Source organism: Lacisediminihabitans changchengi (assembly GCF_016634425.1).
GTDB classification, from domain to species: Bacteria; Actinomycetota; Actinomycetes; order Actinomycetales; family Microbacteriaceae; genus Lacisediminihabitans; species Lacisediminihabitans changchengi.
This window is the reverse complement of sequence record NZ_JAEPES010000001.1, coordinates 739,007-755,092: the sequence shown is the minus strand read 5'-3', so window position 1 is coordinate 755,092 and position 16,086 is coordinate 739,007. Positions and strand designations below refer to the sequence as shown.

Genomic DNA, 16,086 nt, shown 5'->3' with positions numbered 1-16,086 from the left:
CCGCAAACGATGAGGCCGCACCCCTAAGGGGTGCGGCCTTCGTCGTTAATCGCTTCGGCGGCCTGGTGACCAGGGGGCGGTGGGCAGGGGCGGTCGGCAGGGACGAAGACGAGGAAGGCCGCACCCTCGATAAAGAGGATGCGGCCTTCGTGGGCTGTGGCTGGCTAGTGCGCTCCGACCAGCTGTCCGATGGTGTTGACCAGCAGGGGTCCGGTCGCCGTGGTCACCGCGGTCGGCGCTGGCGAGGCGCCGAGACCGGTGAACCACCAGCCGGCGGCGCGCCAGGCGGCCGCATCCAGGCAGTTGCGGGCATCGATCACGACGGGACGCGCGACCAGGCTGCGGATCTCCTCGGGCTTGGCGGCCGAGAACTCCTTCCACTCCGTGAGCACGAGCAGCGCGTCGGCCCCGGTCGCGGCCTCCTCGACCGACTCCGCGTAGGTGAGGGTCGGGAACATGCGCTGCGCCGTTTCGTTCGCCTCGGGGTCGTAGATCACGACCTGTGCCCCGCGCAGGTGAAGCGCCGCGGCCACGTTGAGCGCCGGCGAATCGCGCACGTCGTCGGTGAGCGGCTTGAACGCCGCGCCCAGCACGCCGATGCGACGGTTGAGCACCGATCCCCCACACGCCTCGATGGCCATGTCGATGACGCGCTGGCGCTGAGACATGTTGATCTCGTCGACCTGCTGCAGCAGTGACGCCGCCTTGGTGGCGCCGAGCTCGCTCGAGCGGTAGATGAGGGCGCGGATGTCCTTCGGCAGACATCCGCCTCCGAAGCCGAGCCCGGCGTTCAGGAACTGACGACCGATGCGCACGTCGTGACCCAGCGCATCCGCCAAGACCGTCACGTCGGCGCCGGCCGCCTCGCAGACCTCGGCGATCGCGTTGATGAACGAGATCTTCGTGGCCAGGAAGGCGTTGGCGCTGACCTTGACCAGTTCGGCAGTGGGCAGATCGCACACGATCACCGGCGTACCGGTGGCGATCGGCTTGGCATACACCTCTCGCATCAGCGCCTCGGAACGGGCGGATGTCCCGCCAACCACAATGCGGTCGGGCGTCAGCGTGTCGTCGACCGCTTTGCCTTCGCGGAGAAACTCGGGGTTCCAGATCAGTTCGGCGTCGATCCCGGCCGGGACGTTCTCCGCCACGATCGACCGAAGACGCATGCCGGTCCCCACCGGCACGGTCGACTTGCCGACGATGAGCCCGTCGTGCGTCAGATTGCGCACAACCTGCATCGTCGCCTCTTCGACGTAGCTGAGGTTGGCCGCATTGCTGCCGCGCTGCTGGGGCGTTCCCACACAGATGAAATGCACGTCGGAGAATGCCGTTGCCTCGGCAATGTCCGTGGTGAATCGCAGTCGACCGCTCTTCACGTGCTTGCGGATGAGCTCCGGCAGACCGGGCTCGAAGAAGGGCACACGCCCTTCACTCAGAGCCTGGGCCTTGGCCGGGTCATTGTCGACTCCGATGACTTCGAAGCCCATCTCGGCCATTGCGGCGGCGTGCGTCGCACCGAGGTATCCGGTGCCGACGACGCTGATGCGGGGAGCCTGCGGCGGGTGCTCGGCAGACACGATCGCCTGCTCGGTCTCTGAATTATCGTCGTTCTTCTTCATGGTGTCCTCCAAATGATGCGGTTGGGACGGAAAGGGGAAGCTAGGTGTTGGGAGCGAGCTAGAGCTGGTTCGAGCGGAGCTGGTTCGAGAAAGGCTGGTTCGAGAGGGGCTGGTTCAAGCGAGGCGCAGTGCGGGTGAGCCGGCTCGGCCCGGTGACGGGGGCGGTGACAGCGTCAGCGCGGGAGGAGGTGGAACCTGCTGCCGGGCGAGTTGAGTCCCGCGATGAAGGCCGCCAGGGTCTCCGGTCGAGAGTCGATTCGCCAGTCGTTGGTGCCGAGCTGGCCCTCGGTATACGTGGTGACGGCGAGGTCGAACCACACGAATCCGATGATGTCCGAGTTGGCAGGGTTGTTGAGCCCAGAGAAAAGACTGGTCACCCAGGCCGGCTTGTGACCGCCAGTTTCGGAGGCGCCGATCTCAGCGAGGAGAATCGGCTTGCCGTGTCCTACTCGACGCAGTTCCTTGAGCGTCGGCCCGAAGGTGTAATCGAAGGTGAAGTTGTTGTCCGGCTTGTAGGCCGGGCGGAGGTAGCCGGAGAGTCCCACGACGTCGACGTTCTGATCCCCCGGATACAGCCCGTCGAGATAGGCGCTCGTCTTGTGGGTGGTCGGGAGGTTATTGACGATGTTTGGTGCCCAGATCCAGACCACGAGAGCGTTCGCGCCCTCCTGCTGGAAGATGTCGTGAACGTGCTGCCACATCTTGACGTAGTCACCGGCGTTGTTGCCGTTGATCGACTTACCCTTGCCGTCGTCTTCGGCCCAGGGGTACCAAATACCATTCATTTCGTGGTCAAGACGGATGCCAAGCGGCAATCCGGTCGCCACGATGTCTTTGGCGTACTGGTGCAGATAGGCGTCGAAGTTTCCCCCGATGATCTTCGGCAAGGCGTAGTCGGGCTCGTCCACTACCGCATTGGAGGCGTTGATCGGACGAGACTCCCAGGTCAAGATCGGAAGCGTGTTGCGCTTCCAGGAGTTCGCCACCACGTCTCCGCGGTAGGTCTGGTCCCAGCCTCCGAAGTAGCCGACGACGTTCGGGCTGGATCCGATCCGGTCGGAGATCGCGTCGTACGACGAGAAGCTGAAGGGCGCCTGCTCCGTATACAGACCGAAATACGGCGAGGTCGGTGCCATGATCGCTGCTTTGCTCGGCGCAGACACGACCGCGGGAACAACGGCCGGTTTCGCGGTCTTCACCGTGGGCTTCTTGACCGGCGCCACGGGAGCAACAGCGGCACCGGCAGCGGCAGCGGCAGCGGCGTCGAGCTTGCCCTGCGCCGACCATAGCTGCTGCTGAATCGACGCCAGTTGGTTCTTCGTCGTGCTCAGGTTGGACTGCTTGGCCACGAGCTGCTTCTGCAGCGCGACCACCTGGCTCAGAAGCGCATTGCGCTCGCGCAGCACTTTCTGCTGCGCGATGTCTTCCTTCGACACGGCCGCGACTGCTTTAGCGATCGGGTTGGACGGCGAATTCCAGACCACCACGGAGGTGGAGATGAGAGCGAGGATGATGAGCGCTGCGCCAGCGAGGGTGAATCGGGCCCGAGTGCTCGAATGCGCCCACCAGGACAGCGTGCGGTTAGTTGATGACAACGAAGTACCCTTCGATTGCGAAGATCGCGATTCCGATCACGTATGGCCAAGCTGCTTTGGGATTGAGACGGCGGCGTTTCTGCGCCTTCGGCGCGGCCGCTCGCGATGCCCCGGCACGACGTGGGGACGCCTCGATGCTTGCGGCGTGCGACGCGGCACCGACCGGAGACGGCTGGAGGCCGAGCGCCGCGAGCCCGTCGGCGTTCGCCGAGGCAGTGTCGACGAGCACAGGGGTGGGGAGTAGCGCATCGCCTCCGGGAGGGGCCGCGGGGAGGTCGACACTGGTCAGCTCGTCCATCAGGTCGTCGTTCGAGGCGCCGCCACCGTAGGCACCGGCTCGGGTGCCCCATCCGCTGGCGTGTCCCATGCGGAAGAACCCGATGAGGCGGATCGGCATGAGGAACGCCGTTGACACGATGATGAAGATCGGGAGCCGGAAGAAGTCGAACGGTTTCTCTGAGAGGTGGCGGATCTGCCGGATCGCCATGCTGAGCACGGACGAGACGACCATCAACGAGACAACCAAAGCGATGCCGCTCCCAAAGCCGTATTCCTTGAGAATGCCTTCATAGAAGTTGTAGCCCTGGCCCGTGAACGCTCGGTAAATCCAGCCGCCGATGACTCCGGCCAAGATGAACGGCAGAATAATATCCATCACGAAGAACAGCGCGAGCACCGGCGCATGTCCGAGCATCCATGGCAGCATGCGCAGGGTGTTGTACTGGCTGCCGCGAGCCCAGCGCAGCTGCTGCTTGAACAGCTTCTTGATCTGGAGCGGGGCATCCGTGTACACCAGCGACGTGTACTGGTACACCGTGCGGTAGCCCTCCTTGAGGGTGAGATTCGTGAGGGTACGGTCGTCGCTGACCTCGAGGAAGACACCCATGAAGCGCTCAGTCATGAACTTCTCCATGACGCGCATCAAGATCGTGCGTCGGAAGGCGATGGTGCGTCCTGGCAGGCAACCGACCTGACCGAGCACACTCTGCGCCGGCATCGAGTACAGCGCCCGCGAGTTCTCCAGCCAGTCCGCCCAGCGCGTGATCCAGCTACGCTCCGGTTCGAGGATGCGCTGGCGCGTCGTTACGCCACCCACCGACTCGTCGGCGAACGGCTTCACCAGTTCGGCGAGCGTGCCCTCGGTCCAGACGGTGTCGGAGTCGACCAGCACCGTGATGTCGCCGTTGGACATCTCCGTGCCGATCATCACCGCATTGCGCTTGCCGGGGATCGGGGTGTGAACCCAGCGCACCAGGGGCGCGAACTCCTCGCACACTTCCTGGAGCGGCACGTTCACCGCACCGTTGATGACCACGATGATCTCGCCGGGCATCTGTTCGACCATGCGCGAGATGACGTCGCGGAACAGGTCGAGTGGTTCGTCGACCACCGGGACGACAACGCTCGTCGTACCGGTGTAAGTGCCGGTGAACGGCTTGTAACGGCTTGAGATGATGAGCTTGAGAAGCCACAGGATCCAGATCAACGCCGAGTAGACGGCGAAGGCATAGACCTCAAGGTGACCTTCGAGCATGTGCCTGATTTGGAGAATGAAGATGAACACGAGTTCCTCGATGTGATGCTGTGTTGTGTTTCCGCGACGCTGGGGAACTGGTCATTTCTTCGGGTTGACCGATTATTGACACGCAAACGAGGGGGGCGCAACAGGGTCGAAACGGGGGTAGACCAGCTTGTCGACCATTTTCAATTAATGTTCATTTTTGGAATTCAGGGCGGTGTCAGCACTTGTGCCGACCATTGTGCTGACCCCCCTTGTGCGGACAGCGAGGCCCTGCCCGCCCCACCCCGGGCTGGTCCGCAAGAGGTAGGACCACTGAGACGTAAATGCTGTTCAGAGGGTCTTTTAGATACATGGTTTTGCATCGATTCAACGCGCGCACCGGGTACACAACTCGTCGACACGGCTCGCCGAGAATGACCAGTGTGGCCCGAAAGGGGTACAACGTCGCAACGACCTGAGAGAAAAAGTGACGAAACCCCGCGTTGGGAACGTTTACCGACTCGTAACATGACCGACATCAAATCCGCGTCATAGCTGGCGTCGAGACGACTCTCTACTCAGCCGTAAAAGCGCTTCTCGAACACTGCTCGCGCCAGACGAGTCACCCGCAGGTAGTCCTCCTCGAGCCGGCTGGCCGAACCCGGCGGGTATTCCAGAAGTCGGGCCACACCCTCCAACTGCTGCCGATCGGTCGGGAGCACATCGGCGGTCTTGGCCGTCCATAGCGTCATCGCCGAGCGGGCACGCGAAGCGAAGATCCAGGCGTCTCGAAGTCTTCGCGCCTCGAGGTCCGAGACGAACCCATTGTCGCGCGCAGCATCGAGGGCATCGAGCGTCGACGTGGTTCGAAGGGCCGGGATGCGGGCGGCATGCTGGAGCTGGATCAACTGCACGAACCACTCCACATCGCTGAGCGAGCCGCGGCCGAGCTTGAGGTGGCGTGCGGGATCGGCGGCCTGCGGCAGGCGCTCGGATTCGACCCGCGCCTTGATCCGTCGCACTTCGCGAACATCGTGCTCCGGGATGTTCGCGGGATACCGCACCTCGTCTGCCATCGTCACGAAGTCGAGCAGTAGGCCCTCGTCGCCGACGGCGCCGTCGGCGCGAAGCAGCGCCTGCGCCTCCCAGGTGAGCGACCACCGGCGATAGTAGGCCCGATACGAGTCCAGCGAACGAACCACGGCACCGTTCTTGCCCTCTGGGCGCAATCCGATGTCGAGGTCGAGGGGCAGCCGGAGGTCCTCGGTGTAGCGCTGCAGAAACGACACGATCATCTCTGCGCGTGCTTGCGCGGTCTCCGGTGTCGCGGTGGTCGCCCGATACACGTAGACCACGTCTGCATCGGAGCCGAAGCCGAGTTCCGCACCGCCGTAGCGGCCCATCGCGATAATGCCGAACTCGATGCCGTCCTGGGGATCAGCAGAGCGGATGACCGACAGTACCCCGGTCAGCAGCGTCGTGGTGATGTCGGTCAGCGCTCGGCCGAGCTCCTCGACATTGATCTGGCCAAGCACCGCCGCCATGGCGAGTCGCAGCACCTCCCGACGTCGGGCCGAACGCAGGGCAAGCGCGGCGGCCGCCTCGTCATGATGGCGGGCGACAGTCGCCGCCGCCTCCTCCAGCAAGGCCTCGAGCGACCGCGGGCGCAGCTCCTCCTCCTGTTCCAGCCAGGCCGCTGCCTCGGGGATGCGCTCGAGCAGCACACCGACGAATCGGGATGCCGAGAGCACGCTAGTCAGCCGCTGGGCCGCGCCGGAGGAGTCGCGCAGCATGCGAAGAAACCAGTACGACTCCCCCAGGTCATCGCTGAGCTTGCGGAAGGCGAGCAGCCCGTAATCCGGATCAGCACCCTCGGCGAACCATTGCAGCATCACGGGAAGAAGGTGGCGTTGGATGTTCGCTCGCCGCGAGACGCCCGTGGTGAGCGCCGCGATGTGGGCGAGCGCGCCGCGGGGGTCGCGGAACCCGATGGCGGCGAGGCGGGCCTCGGCCTGACTGCTGGTGAGCGCCATGCCCTCTTCGGGCAAGGCCGCCACCGCCGAGAGGAGCGGACGGTAGAACAGCCGCTCGTGCAGACTTCGCACGGCGCGCTTCGTGCGGCTCCAGCGCTCGATCAGGTCGGCGCCGCTCGACGTCAGCCCCGTTGCTCTCGCCAGGATGCGCACGGCATCGGGATCGCTCGGCATCAGATGGGTGCGGCGCAGCTTGGCCAGCTGCAACCGGTGTTCGAGCAGTCGGAGAAAGCGGTAGTCCCGCGCGAACTCTGCCGACTCGACCCGACCGATGTAGCCCTGCTCGGCCAGCGCGGCCAGCGCGGGAAGCGTGCCGCCCTGGCGCACCTCCGGGTCGGTCTGCCCGTGGACCAGCTGGAGCAACTGGATCGTGAACTCGATGTCCCGCAGCCCGCCCGGGCCGAGCTTGAGTTGATAGTCGAGTTCATCGCCGGGGATGTTCTGCGTGACCCGCTCGCGCATCCGTTGCACGCCCTCGACGAAGCCGTCTCGCGAGGCGCTATTCCAGACTTTCGGAGCGATAGCGTCGACGTACGCGTTGCCCAGGTCGAGGTCGCCGGCCAGCGGTCTGGCCTTCAGCAGTGCCTGAAACTCCCAGCTCTTCGCCCAGCGGTCGTAGTAGGCGATGTGCGATTCGAGCGTGCGCACCAGGGCGCCGTCTTTGCCCTCCGGGCGGAGATTGGCATCCACCTCCCAGAGGGGAGGCTCGAGAGCGAGCTCGTGAATTCCTCGCATCGTGAGCATGGCCAGCCTGGTCGCGATCTCGACCGCTCGCGCGGTAGACAGGGGTTCCGGCGCCCCATCGCCGACGAACTCTCCCCCGAGCAGAACGGATGCCGGCTCGGCAGCAAAAATGACGTCGACGTCGCTGACGTAGTTGAGCTCGCGCGCGCCGGCCTTGCCCATTCCGATGATGGCGAGCCTGGTTGCCGCGACCTGATCGGGCGGAAATCCGACGTTCTTTCGCGCCACATCCAGGGAGGCGTCAAGCGCGCCGGCGGCCAGATCGGCCAGCGCGGCCGACACGGTCGCGATTGCGGCAAGCGGGTCGGGTTGGGCCAGATCGAAGGCGGTCAGACGCACGAGGTGGTGCCGGTAGCGCGTTCGGAGGGCGTTCCAGGCGGCCTCCTCCCCGTCGACATCCGTTACCGACGCTCGAAGGTCGGCGCGATACTCGTCGGCGCCGAGCGGCTTGGGCAGATCACCTCGCAGCGCCTCGAGTTCGTCGGGGTGTCGCAGCAGAAACTCGCCAAGACCCGCCGATGCGCCGAGTACCCGCACCAGGCGCTGAGCCAGGTCGGCGTCACCGAGAGCGGCGGCAGTGTCGCTCGGGGATTGCCTCTGCAACGCGCACAGCAAGCCGAGAGCCTGATCGGCATCGGCGGCCAGAGCGAACAATGGCAGCACCCGTGATACCTCGACCGCGGCCGACAGCTCGTCGAGCAATGCCACCGTCGAGTCGAGTTCGGCGAAGCCCAAGCGGGCGAGCTCGGTGAGGCTGGTCTGCGCTCGCGTCATCGCTGCCTGCCCCTCGACCTACCTCGTTCCGCGAAACGCGGATTCGTGACGGTTAGAGCGCCTCCAGGTTGCTCTTCAGCTCGTATGGGGTGACCTGGGCCCGATACTCACGCCATTCCTGTCGCTTGTTGAGCAGCACGAAGTTGAAGACCTGCTCGCCGAGGGTCTCGGCCACGAGCTCGGAGTCTTCCATGAGCGACACCGCGTGGTCGAGGCTCGCCGGCAGCTGGTTGTAGCCGAGCGCACGGCGCTCAGAGTCGGACAGCTCCCAGACGTTGTCTTCGGCCTCGGGAGGGAGTTCATAGCCCTCCTCGATGCCCTTGAGGCCGGCAGCGAGTAGCAGCGAGTACGCGAGGTACGGGTTGGCGGCCGAGTCGATGGCGCGATACTCCACGCGAGCGCTCTGCCCCTTGCCCGGCTTGTAGAGCGGCACGCGCACGAGCGCGGAACGGTTGTTGTGCCCCCAGGTGACGAAGCTCGGCGCCTCGCCGAGCTTGTTCTGCGACGCACCGCCCCAGAGTCGCTTGTAGGAGTTGACGAACTGGTTGGTCACGGCCGTGATCTCCGGCGCGTGGCGCAGCAGTCCGGCGATGAACTGCCGGCCGATGGTCGAGAGCTGGTACTGGCCGCCTGCGTCGAAGAACGCGTTGGCATCACCCTCGAACAGCGACATGTGCGTGTGCATGCCAGAACCGGGCTCGCCCGAGAGTGGCTTCGGCATGAAGGTCGCGTACACGCCCTGCTCTATCGCCACCTCCTTGACGACCGTTCGGAAGGTCATGATGTTGTCAGCAGTGGTGAGAGCATCGGCGTAGCGCAGGTCGATCTCGTTCTGGCCGGGCCCCGCCTCGTGGTGGCTGAACTCCACCGAGATTCCGAGGTCTTCGAGCATCCGCACGGAACGACGACGGAAGTCGTGCGCGGTGCCGCCGGGGACGTTGTCGAAGTAGCCGGCGTTGTCCACCGGCACGGGCCCGTCCGGGCCGTACTGCGAGCTCTTCAGCAGGTAGAACTCGACCTCGGGATGCGTGTAGAAGGTGAAACCGCGGTCGGCGGCGGTCGCGAGGGTGCGCTTGAGCACATTGCGTGGGTCGGCCACGGCCGGTTGACCGTCCGGTGTCGTGATGTCGCAGAACATCCGAGCGGTCGGGTCGATTTCTCCGCGCCACGGCAGGATCTGGAACGTCGCGGGGTCGGGATGGGCGAGCACATCCGCCTCGTACGAGCGGGTCAGCCCCTCGATGGCGGAACCGTCGAAACCGAGGCCCTCCGCGAATGCACCCTCGACTTCTGCCGGGGCGATGGCGACGGATTTGAGGGTGCCCACGACATCCGTGAACCAGAGTCGGATGAACTTGACGCCGCGCTCTTCGATGGTTCGGAGAACGAAGTCACGCTGCTTATCCACTCTGCTCCTTATTTACCTGCTCCGGGCTCATGGGCTCCGTGTTCATGGGGCTCCGTGCTGGCCATACGGGCCGGCCGGGAGCGGGTGCTGCAACCCGACTATTAGGCTAGTGGCTATGCCTCGACTCCGCTTGGCGCTCGGCCAGACAAACCCGATCATCGGCGATCTTGAGGGCAATTCGGCTCAGATCCTGAATGCCGCTCGTGAGGCCGCCGCCGCCGGTGCAGACCTCTTCGCAGTGGGCGAGATGGCCATTTCCGGCTATCCGATCGAAGATCTCGCCTCGCGCCCCTCGTTCCTCGCCGAATGCCACGACGCGGTCGACCTCCTGGCACGGCAACTTCAGCACGCGGGGCTCGGCGAGCTGCCCGTGGTCGTCGGGCATCCGGACGGACCATTCGAACCACGTCTGCTCGGCACCAGCAGCGCCCCCACGGCGATCGCGAAGAACCGGGCCAGCGTGCTGCAGCACGGCGCCGTGCAGGCGCGCTATACCAAGCACCACCTGCCCAACTACTCGGTGTTCGACGAGTATCGCGTGTTCATCCCGGGCGACGAGCTGCTCGTGCTGCGTATCAAGGGCGTGGATGTCGCGCTCATCGTGTGCGAGGACCTCTGGCGCGATGGCGGCCCGCTCGCCCGCGTGCTCGATGCGGATGCCGGCCTTCTGCTGGTCATCAACGCCTCGCCGTTCGAGCGCGATAAAGACGATGTGCGCCTCCCCCTGGTAACCCGGCGGGCGATCGAGAGCGACACCATCGTCGCCTACGTCAACATCGTCGGCGGGCAGGACGATCTGGTCTTCGACGGCGACAGCGTGATCGTCGACACGTCGGGCGAGATCGTGGCGCGCGCGCCGCAGTTTCGCGAATACCTGCTCGTCGCCGATCTCGATGTCGAGCCGGCGACCGCGGCCGAACTGCCCAAGAATGTGCGGTGGGTGTCGCTGGATGCGCCGTCGGCCGATCCGTCGTTTCTGCAGTCGGACATCGCCGTGCCTCCGGACGACCGTGAGCAGATCTGGAATGCACTCGTGCTCGGGCTGCGCGATTACGTGACGAAGAACGGCTTCCCGAGCGTCGTGCTCGGAGTCTCTGGCGGGATCGACTCGAGCGTCGTCGCCGCCATCGCGGCCGACGCGATCGGAGCCGACCGCGTATATGGCATCGCCATGCCCAGTCGATATAGCTCCGGTGGATCGGTCGATGACGCCAGCGAGCTCGCCGAGCGCATCGGCTTCCATTACTCGGTGCAGCCGATCGCCGACCTGGTCGCGCCGATCGAAGAGCAGCTGCAGCTCACCGGCGTCGCCGCCGAAAACGTGCAGGCCCGCATCCGCGGCATGATCTGGATGGCCGAGTCGAACATGCACGGCCACCTGGCTCTCACTAACGGCAACAAGACCGAGATCTCGGTCGGCTATTCGACAATCTACGGGGATGCCGCTGGCGGCTTTGCTCCGATCAAAGACGTGCCGAAGACCCTGGTCTGGGAACTCGCCCGCTGGCGCAACGAGTATGCGGCGTCCCGTGGCGAGACCCCGCCGATCCCGGCCAACTCGATCGAGAAGCCCCCGAGTGCCGAGCTGCGACCCGACCAGACCGATCAAGACACGTTGCCGCCTTATGACATCCTCGACGGCATCCTCGACGGGTACATCGCCAAGAAACTGGGACGGGCGGATGTCGTCAACCTCGGCTACGACCCGGAGACCGTCGACTTCGTGACGCGCCTCGTCGATCGGGCAGAGTGGAAGCGTCGGCAGGGCGCGATAGGGCCGAAGATCAGCGGGATGGCCTTCGGACGTGACCGACGACTGCCGATCACCTACCGGCCGAACAACGCACCGCTGCCCGGAGCCGCGACAACCGCCTAATCCGCGCATCTCGCACGTTTGCCCGAATATGCAGGTTTTGGGGTGCCCAACTCTGCATATTCGGGCAAACGTGGGCGGTGACGCCGGGGTTCAGGCGCGGTCGGGCTTACGTTCGGCCTCGAGAGAGCCGCGGGCGATGCGTGCGTGGTCGTCGAGCGACAGCGTGCTCGCCGAGTGGATGGAGAGCCACTTTGCCGCGTGATAGAGCGGATTTCGCAGAAGCCAGCCGAGCTTTGCGCGCGCGCTGTAGTCGGCATCCCGCACGATGCGCGGCACGTCGCGCAGACCACCGTAACCCGCGCGCAGAACTGCCCCGATCACCCCGACCGGAGGCACCAGGTTACCCACGCGACGGCGAGAGATCGTCTCCTCGAAGACCCGCTTGCGGTACTCACGCAGAGTGAGGTCGTTGGAGTGGACGACAAACCCGGCGGGGGCGTAGGCCTTGCGATATCCGGCGAGAATGACGTCTTTGCCGAACGCGAAATCCTCGGAGTACAGAACGTCTTGATAGGGAATCACGTCGAGCAGAAATTCTCGTCGAGTCGCCGAATTCACGTCGGAGTAGAAGGCGAGCCGATCGAGCTCTTCCTCCTCGGGAATCGCATCCCCACGCTCGACGACGGTGACCCGGTCGGCAGGACCGATGGCGGCGAAAACTCCATCGATCTCGTACTTAAGCAGCGGAAAACAGCTGGGCCGGGGAACCTGGAGTCCGACGACGGCGACCGCGTTCACCCCGGCCGGGTCAAGCGGCTCGGTGATTCGGGCGAGCCACGACCGGTCACCCGGGATCGCGTCCTGACTGAGGTAGGCGAGTAACCGCCCCGACGCGAGGCGTGCGCCGAGATTGCGCGTGCGGCCGTGGCCGAACTCCGCGTTCGGTATCTGGTGGAGCCGAACCCACGGACGGTCGCGCACGATCGACAGGGTCGCATCCGTCGATCCCGAATCGATGACCAGCACCTCATAAGTGCCGGCGAAATCCTGCTGCGCGAGGATGTCCAACACCTCGGCGAGATACCGGTCTCCGTCGAGGGTCGGGATGATCACCGTGGCGTCGAGGGTTGCCGGAGCGGCGGCATCCGCTGCTGCCTCGGAGGATGACGTCGTCACGAGGTCAGAGCGCGGTGGTCATGGCTCGCTCGAACGAGGTCGCGAACACCGCACCCTCGTCCTCCCATTCCACGCCCTCGAGCGAGTCGGCGATGACCGCGGAATGCTCGGCCTGGTCGGGACGGTCGAGAATCGCGATCATCCGTTCGGCGATGGCCCGCGGCGACATCGGAACGTACTCGATGTACTCGCTGTCGAAGACGCCACGGGTATTGGGGGCGTCGTTGACGACAGGGACAACGCCGCTCGCCATGACCTCCATCGGCACCAGAGACATGTTGGTGAGCGAGAGAACCAACCCCGCTGCACAGCGGTTGTAGATCGCGTTGAGCTTCGAAATGTCGACGGCGGCGTGGTTCACATAGGGGAACGGCACGTCGTACGTCGACATGTCCCAGCCGACCAGGTTGATGGTGACGTCGGGACGAAGGCGATGCAGTTCGAGCAGCGCCAACAGCCCGAATTCGGTGGCTCGCCGCGGCGTGGGTGGGCGTGCGTAGAACACCACCTCGTTGCGCGGCTTCGTGTTCACCCTGCTGTAGTGGGTGATGTCGGTGGCGAAATCGTAGTAGTCGCACGACATCCCGAACTCGGATTCGAGCTTCTGGGCGAGCCAGCGGCCGGCGGAGAAGCCGTGAAACCCGAGACGATACGAGTTCTCGGCAATCACGTAGTCGCTGCCCGCGGGGAAGAACGCCGGTTCGAAGTCCTGGGTGAAGTAGAAACGCTTGGCAACCTTCGGGTAGCGGTAGATCGCGTACGCGGCCTCCCAATCGGAGGCGAAGATCGCGTGCGGATCGCCCTCGATGCCGACCTCCGGGTCATAGACCCGGAACTCTGCCTTGAGAGTGGGATACCCGGTGTTCCCGGCCATCATCTCGAGGATCGCGTCGGGGTTCACCACGGGATATTTGGGCGGCGAGAACAGATACACGGTGAGCTCGTGGCCGGCAGCCTCGAGAAAACTCATGAAACGGAAAGCGTTCTGGTGGCCGCCGCTGGTCGCGCTCGGAGGCGTGATCACCCAGGCGACCTTGTAGCCATCGGCCGGCCGCGGCACGATGTGGGAATTGAAGTCGCGAGGCCTCGACCAGTCGGCCGCGATCACGTCTTCTGGGTACACGGATGACAGCGGCTGAACCCGGAACGGACCGCTGCGGGTAGACACCCACTTGCCCGCACGCCAGGCCGCGGACTTGACACCCTCGGTGCGCAGCGCGCGCGACAGTCTGCCGAAGTAGTTCACCTGATACCAGCCGTCTCTCTTATCGCGCCGCTCATCGAGCGGCAGAGACCATTATCGATGGGACCGGGTGCAAACACCGTCAGCGCGAAGCTGAGGCTCAGCCGTTCGCGTCCTCTTCGGCCCACTTCGCCGAGCGCTCGGCCAGAATCTGGGGTGCCCGCTCCGCCTCCTCGCGGGTTGCGAACGGACCGTCCAGATCCGAGGCAAGCGACTGAGGGCCCTCTTCGACCTCGTGGGTCTTGATGTTGTAATACCAGTCGGTCATGAGTGCTCCTGTCTCCCAACTAAAATTGATCCTATGCCCAAGGATTCCGAAGGCCATCTTGTGCCGGGGCACATCTCCCCGATGCGAGCGGTGCCGAAGCACATCGCCAGACCCGAGTATGTCGGCAAGCAGTCGCCGACGCCATTCACCGGCTCGGATGTCTACCCCGCCGCCGCCGTCGAGCTGATCAGGGAGTCGGGCAGGATCGCCGCCGATGCGATCTCCGTGGTCGGCGCCAGCATCCGTCCCGGTATCACCACCGATGAGCTCGACGCGATCGGGCATCAGTACCTCATCGACAATGACGCGTACCCCTCGACGCTCGGCTACCGCGGCTTCCCGAAGTCGCTGTGCAGTTCGATCAATGAGGTGATCTGCCACGGCATCCCCGACGACACGGTGCTCGACGACGGCGACATCATCAACATCGACATCACCGCGTACAAGAACGGCGTTCACGGCGACTCGAACCGCACCTTCATCGTGGGCGAGGCATCGCAGCAGGCGATCGAGCTCGTCGACCGCACCCGTGAATCCCTCAACCGCGGCATCAAGGCCGTCGCCCCCGGTCGGGCTGTCAACGTGATCGGCCGGGCCATCCAGTCGTATGCCCAGCGTTTCGACTACGGCGTGGTACGCGACTTCACCGGTCACGGCGTCGGCACGGCCTTCCACTCCGGGCTGATCATCCCGCACTACGACGCGGCCCCGGCCTATGCGAACGAGATAGTGGAAGGCATGGTCTTCACGATCGAGCCGATGCTCACCCTGGGTTCGATCGAGTGGGAGATGTGGGCGGATGACTGGACCGTCGTCACCCGCGACCGCAGTCTCACCGCACAGTTCGAACACACCCTCGTCGTGACCGAGCGCGGCGCGGAAGTGCTGACACTTCCCTAACCCCGCACCGACACCCCACCCCCGCTGTCGAGGCCAGCGCTCTGAGTAGTAAAGAATGGTCAGATGGCTCACAAAGCGGTAGGCATCGATATCGGCGGCACCGGGATCAAGGGAGCCATCGTCGATGTGTCCTCGGGAAAGCTGCTCAGCCAGCGCATCAAGCTCCCGACACCGACCGGCGGCGAGCCTGACGCGATCGTGGAAACGGTGGCCACGATTCTGAGTCGCCTCGCCGCAGAAGACGAGAAGGGCATCGTCAAGAACGAGCCGGTGGGCATCTGCTTCCCCGCCGTCGTCGTGAACGGTCGCACCCTCTCCGCCGCGAACGTGTCGAAGAAGTGGATCGGCCTCGAGGCCGAGAAGCTGTTCGAGGCCGGCATCAAACGCGACATCCATTTCGTCAACGATGCGGATGCCGCCGGCTACGCCGAGTCGGTCTACGGTGCCGCCAAGAAGAAAAAAGGCCTCGTTCTCGTCACGACGCTCGGCACCGGAATCGGCACCGCGCTGATCTACAACGGCGTACTCGTGCCGAACGCGGAACTCGGCCACCTCGAGATCAACGGCGTCGATTATGAGACCCAGGCCGCGTACTCGGCGAAGGAGCGCGAGTCGCTGTCGTGGGCCGACTGGGCCGCACGGCTGCAGGTGTACTACGACCAGCTGGTGAAGCTGTTCCACCCAGACCTGATCATCGTCGGCGGAGGTGTTTCCAAGGAGTACGAGGACTTCCTCCCGCTGCTGAAGCTGGACATCCCGATCGTTCCGGCGACGCTGCGCAACAATGCGGGCATTCTCGGTGCCGCCGCGCTCGCATCCGGAAAGTAGCAGCTGTCGTCTAGCAGCTGTCGTCTGATCGGGGCGTTAGATTCCCTGCGGCCGACGTTAGAAAAACGTTAGGACCGCGCTCCTCCTGCTCTGACAAGGATTGACTCGTCGGTGCGCTGCCGAAGTGGCAGCGCACACAGAGTCAACCCTCGCGGAGGAACCCCATGCTCGATCTCGC

At 64.8% G+C, this 16,086-nt stretch carries 11 protein-coding genes; 3 read left to right on the top strand and 8 right to left on the bottom strand.

Annotation, left to right across the window (positions count from 1 at the left end; all coding sequences use genetic code 11):
* Positions 1–164 precede the first annotated feature (164 nt).
* The 5 genes from IV501_RS03575 to IV501_RS03555 all read right to left on the bottom strand — a co-directional run bounded on the left by IV501_RS03575 (position 165) and on the right by IV501_RS03555 (position 9,677).
* Positions 165–1,622, bottom strand: a complete 1,458-nt coding sequence (locus IV501_RS03575) for a UDP-glucose dehydrogenase family protein (RefSeq protein WP_200555013.1) — start codon at positions 1,620–1,622, stop codon at positions 165–167.
* 173 nt (positions 1,623–1,795) lie between these two features.
* Positions 1,796–3,217 (bottom strand): glycosyl hydrolase, encoded by a 1,422-nt coding sequence (locus IV501_RS03570; protein ID WP_200555012.1) that lies wholly within the window; start codon positions 3,215–3,217, stop codon positions 1,796–1,798.
* Positions 3,204–4,781 carry a glycosyltransferase family 2 protein gene (locus IV501_RS03565; protein WP_200555011.1) on the bottom strand — a complete coding sequence of 526 codons (1,578 nt, stop codon included), beginning with the start codon at positions 4,779–4,781 and terminating at the stop codon, positions 3,204–3,206. Before IV501_RS03565 ends, IV501_RS03570 begins: the two co-directional genes overlap by 14 nt.
* Before the next feature lie 515 nt (positions 4,782–5,296).
* Positions 5,297–8,269, bottom strand: a complete 2,973-nt coding sequence (locus IV501_RS03560) for a bifunctional [glutamine synthetase] adenylyltransferase/[glutamine synthetase]-adenylyl-L-tyrosine phosphorylase (RefSeq protein WP_200555010.1) — start codon at positions 8,267–8,269, stop codon at positions 5,297–5,299.
* A 52-nt stretch (positions 8,270–8,321) separates the two neighbouring features.
* Positions 8,322–9,677 (bottom strand): glutamine synthetase family protein, encoded by a 1,356-nt coding sequence (locus tag IV501_RS03555; protein ID WP_200555009.1) that lies wholly within the window; start codon positions 9,675–9,677, stop codon positions 8,322–8,324.
* 115 nt (positions 9,678–9,792) lie between these two features.
* Between IV501_RS03555 and IV501_RS03550 the strand changes: the two genes are divergently transcribed.
* Positions 9,793–11,553 (top strand): NAD+ synthase, encoded by a 1,761-nt coding sequence (locus IV501_RS03550; RefSeq protein WP_200555008.1) that lies wholly within the window; start codon positions 9,793–9,795, stop codon positions 11,551–11,553.
* A gap of 90 nt (positions 11,554–11,643) precedes the next feature.
* Here IV501_RS03550 and IV501_RS03545 read toward each other — a convergent pair whose 3' ends face one another.
* The 3 genes from IV501_RS03545 to IV501_RS03535 all read right to left on the bottom strand — a co-directional run bounded on the left by IV501_RS03545 (position 11,644) and on the right by IV501_RS03535 (position 14,180).
* Entirely contained in the window at positions 11,644–12,669 is a 1,026-nt protein-coding gene (locus IV501_RS03545) for a glycosyltransferase family 2 protein (RefSeq protein ID WP_200555007.1), read from the bottom strand.
* A gap of 4 nt (positions 12,670–12,673) precedes the next feature.
* Positions 12,674–13,915 (bottom strand): rhamnosyltransferase WsaF family glycosyltransferase, encoded by a 1,242-nt coding sequence (locus IV501_RS03540; RefSeq protein ID WP_200555006.1) that lies wholly within the window; start codon positions 13,913–13,915, stop codon positions 12,674–12,676.
* 97 nt (positions 13,916–14,012) lie between these two features.
* Positions 14,013–14,180 carry a methionine aminopeptidase gene (locus IV501_RS03535; RefSeq protein ID WP_200555005.1) on the bottom strand — a complete coding sequence of 56 codons (168 nt, stop codon included), beginning with the start codon at positions 14,178–14,180 and terminating at the stop codon, positions 14,013–14,015.
* A 33-nt stretch (positions 14,181–14,213) separates the two neighbouring features.
* Between IV501_RS03535 and map the strand changes: the two genes are divergently transcribed.
* Complete coding sequence (gene map / locus IV501_RS03530; protein WP_200555004.1) at positions 14,214–15,080, top strand: type I methionyl aminopeptidase; 867 nt, start codon at positions 14,214–14,216, stop codon at positions 15,078–15,080.
* 63 nt (positions 15,081–15,143) lie between these two features.
* Positions 15,144–15,908, top strand: a complete 765-nt coding sequence (gene ppgK, locus IV501_RS03525) for a polyphosphate--glucose phosphotransferase (RefSeq protein ID WP_200555003.1) — start codon at positions 15,144–15,146, stop codon at positions 15,906–15,908.
* Positions 15,909–16,086 lie beyond the last annotated feature (178 nt).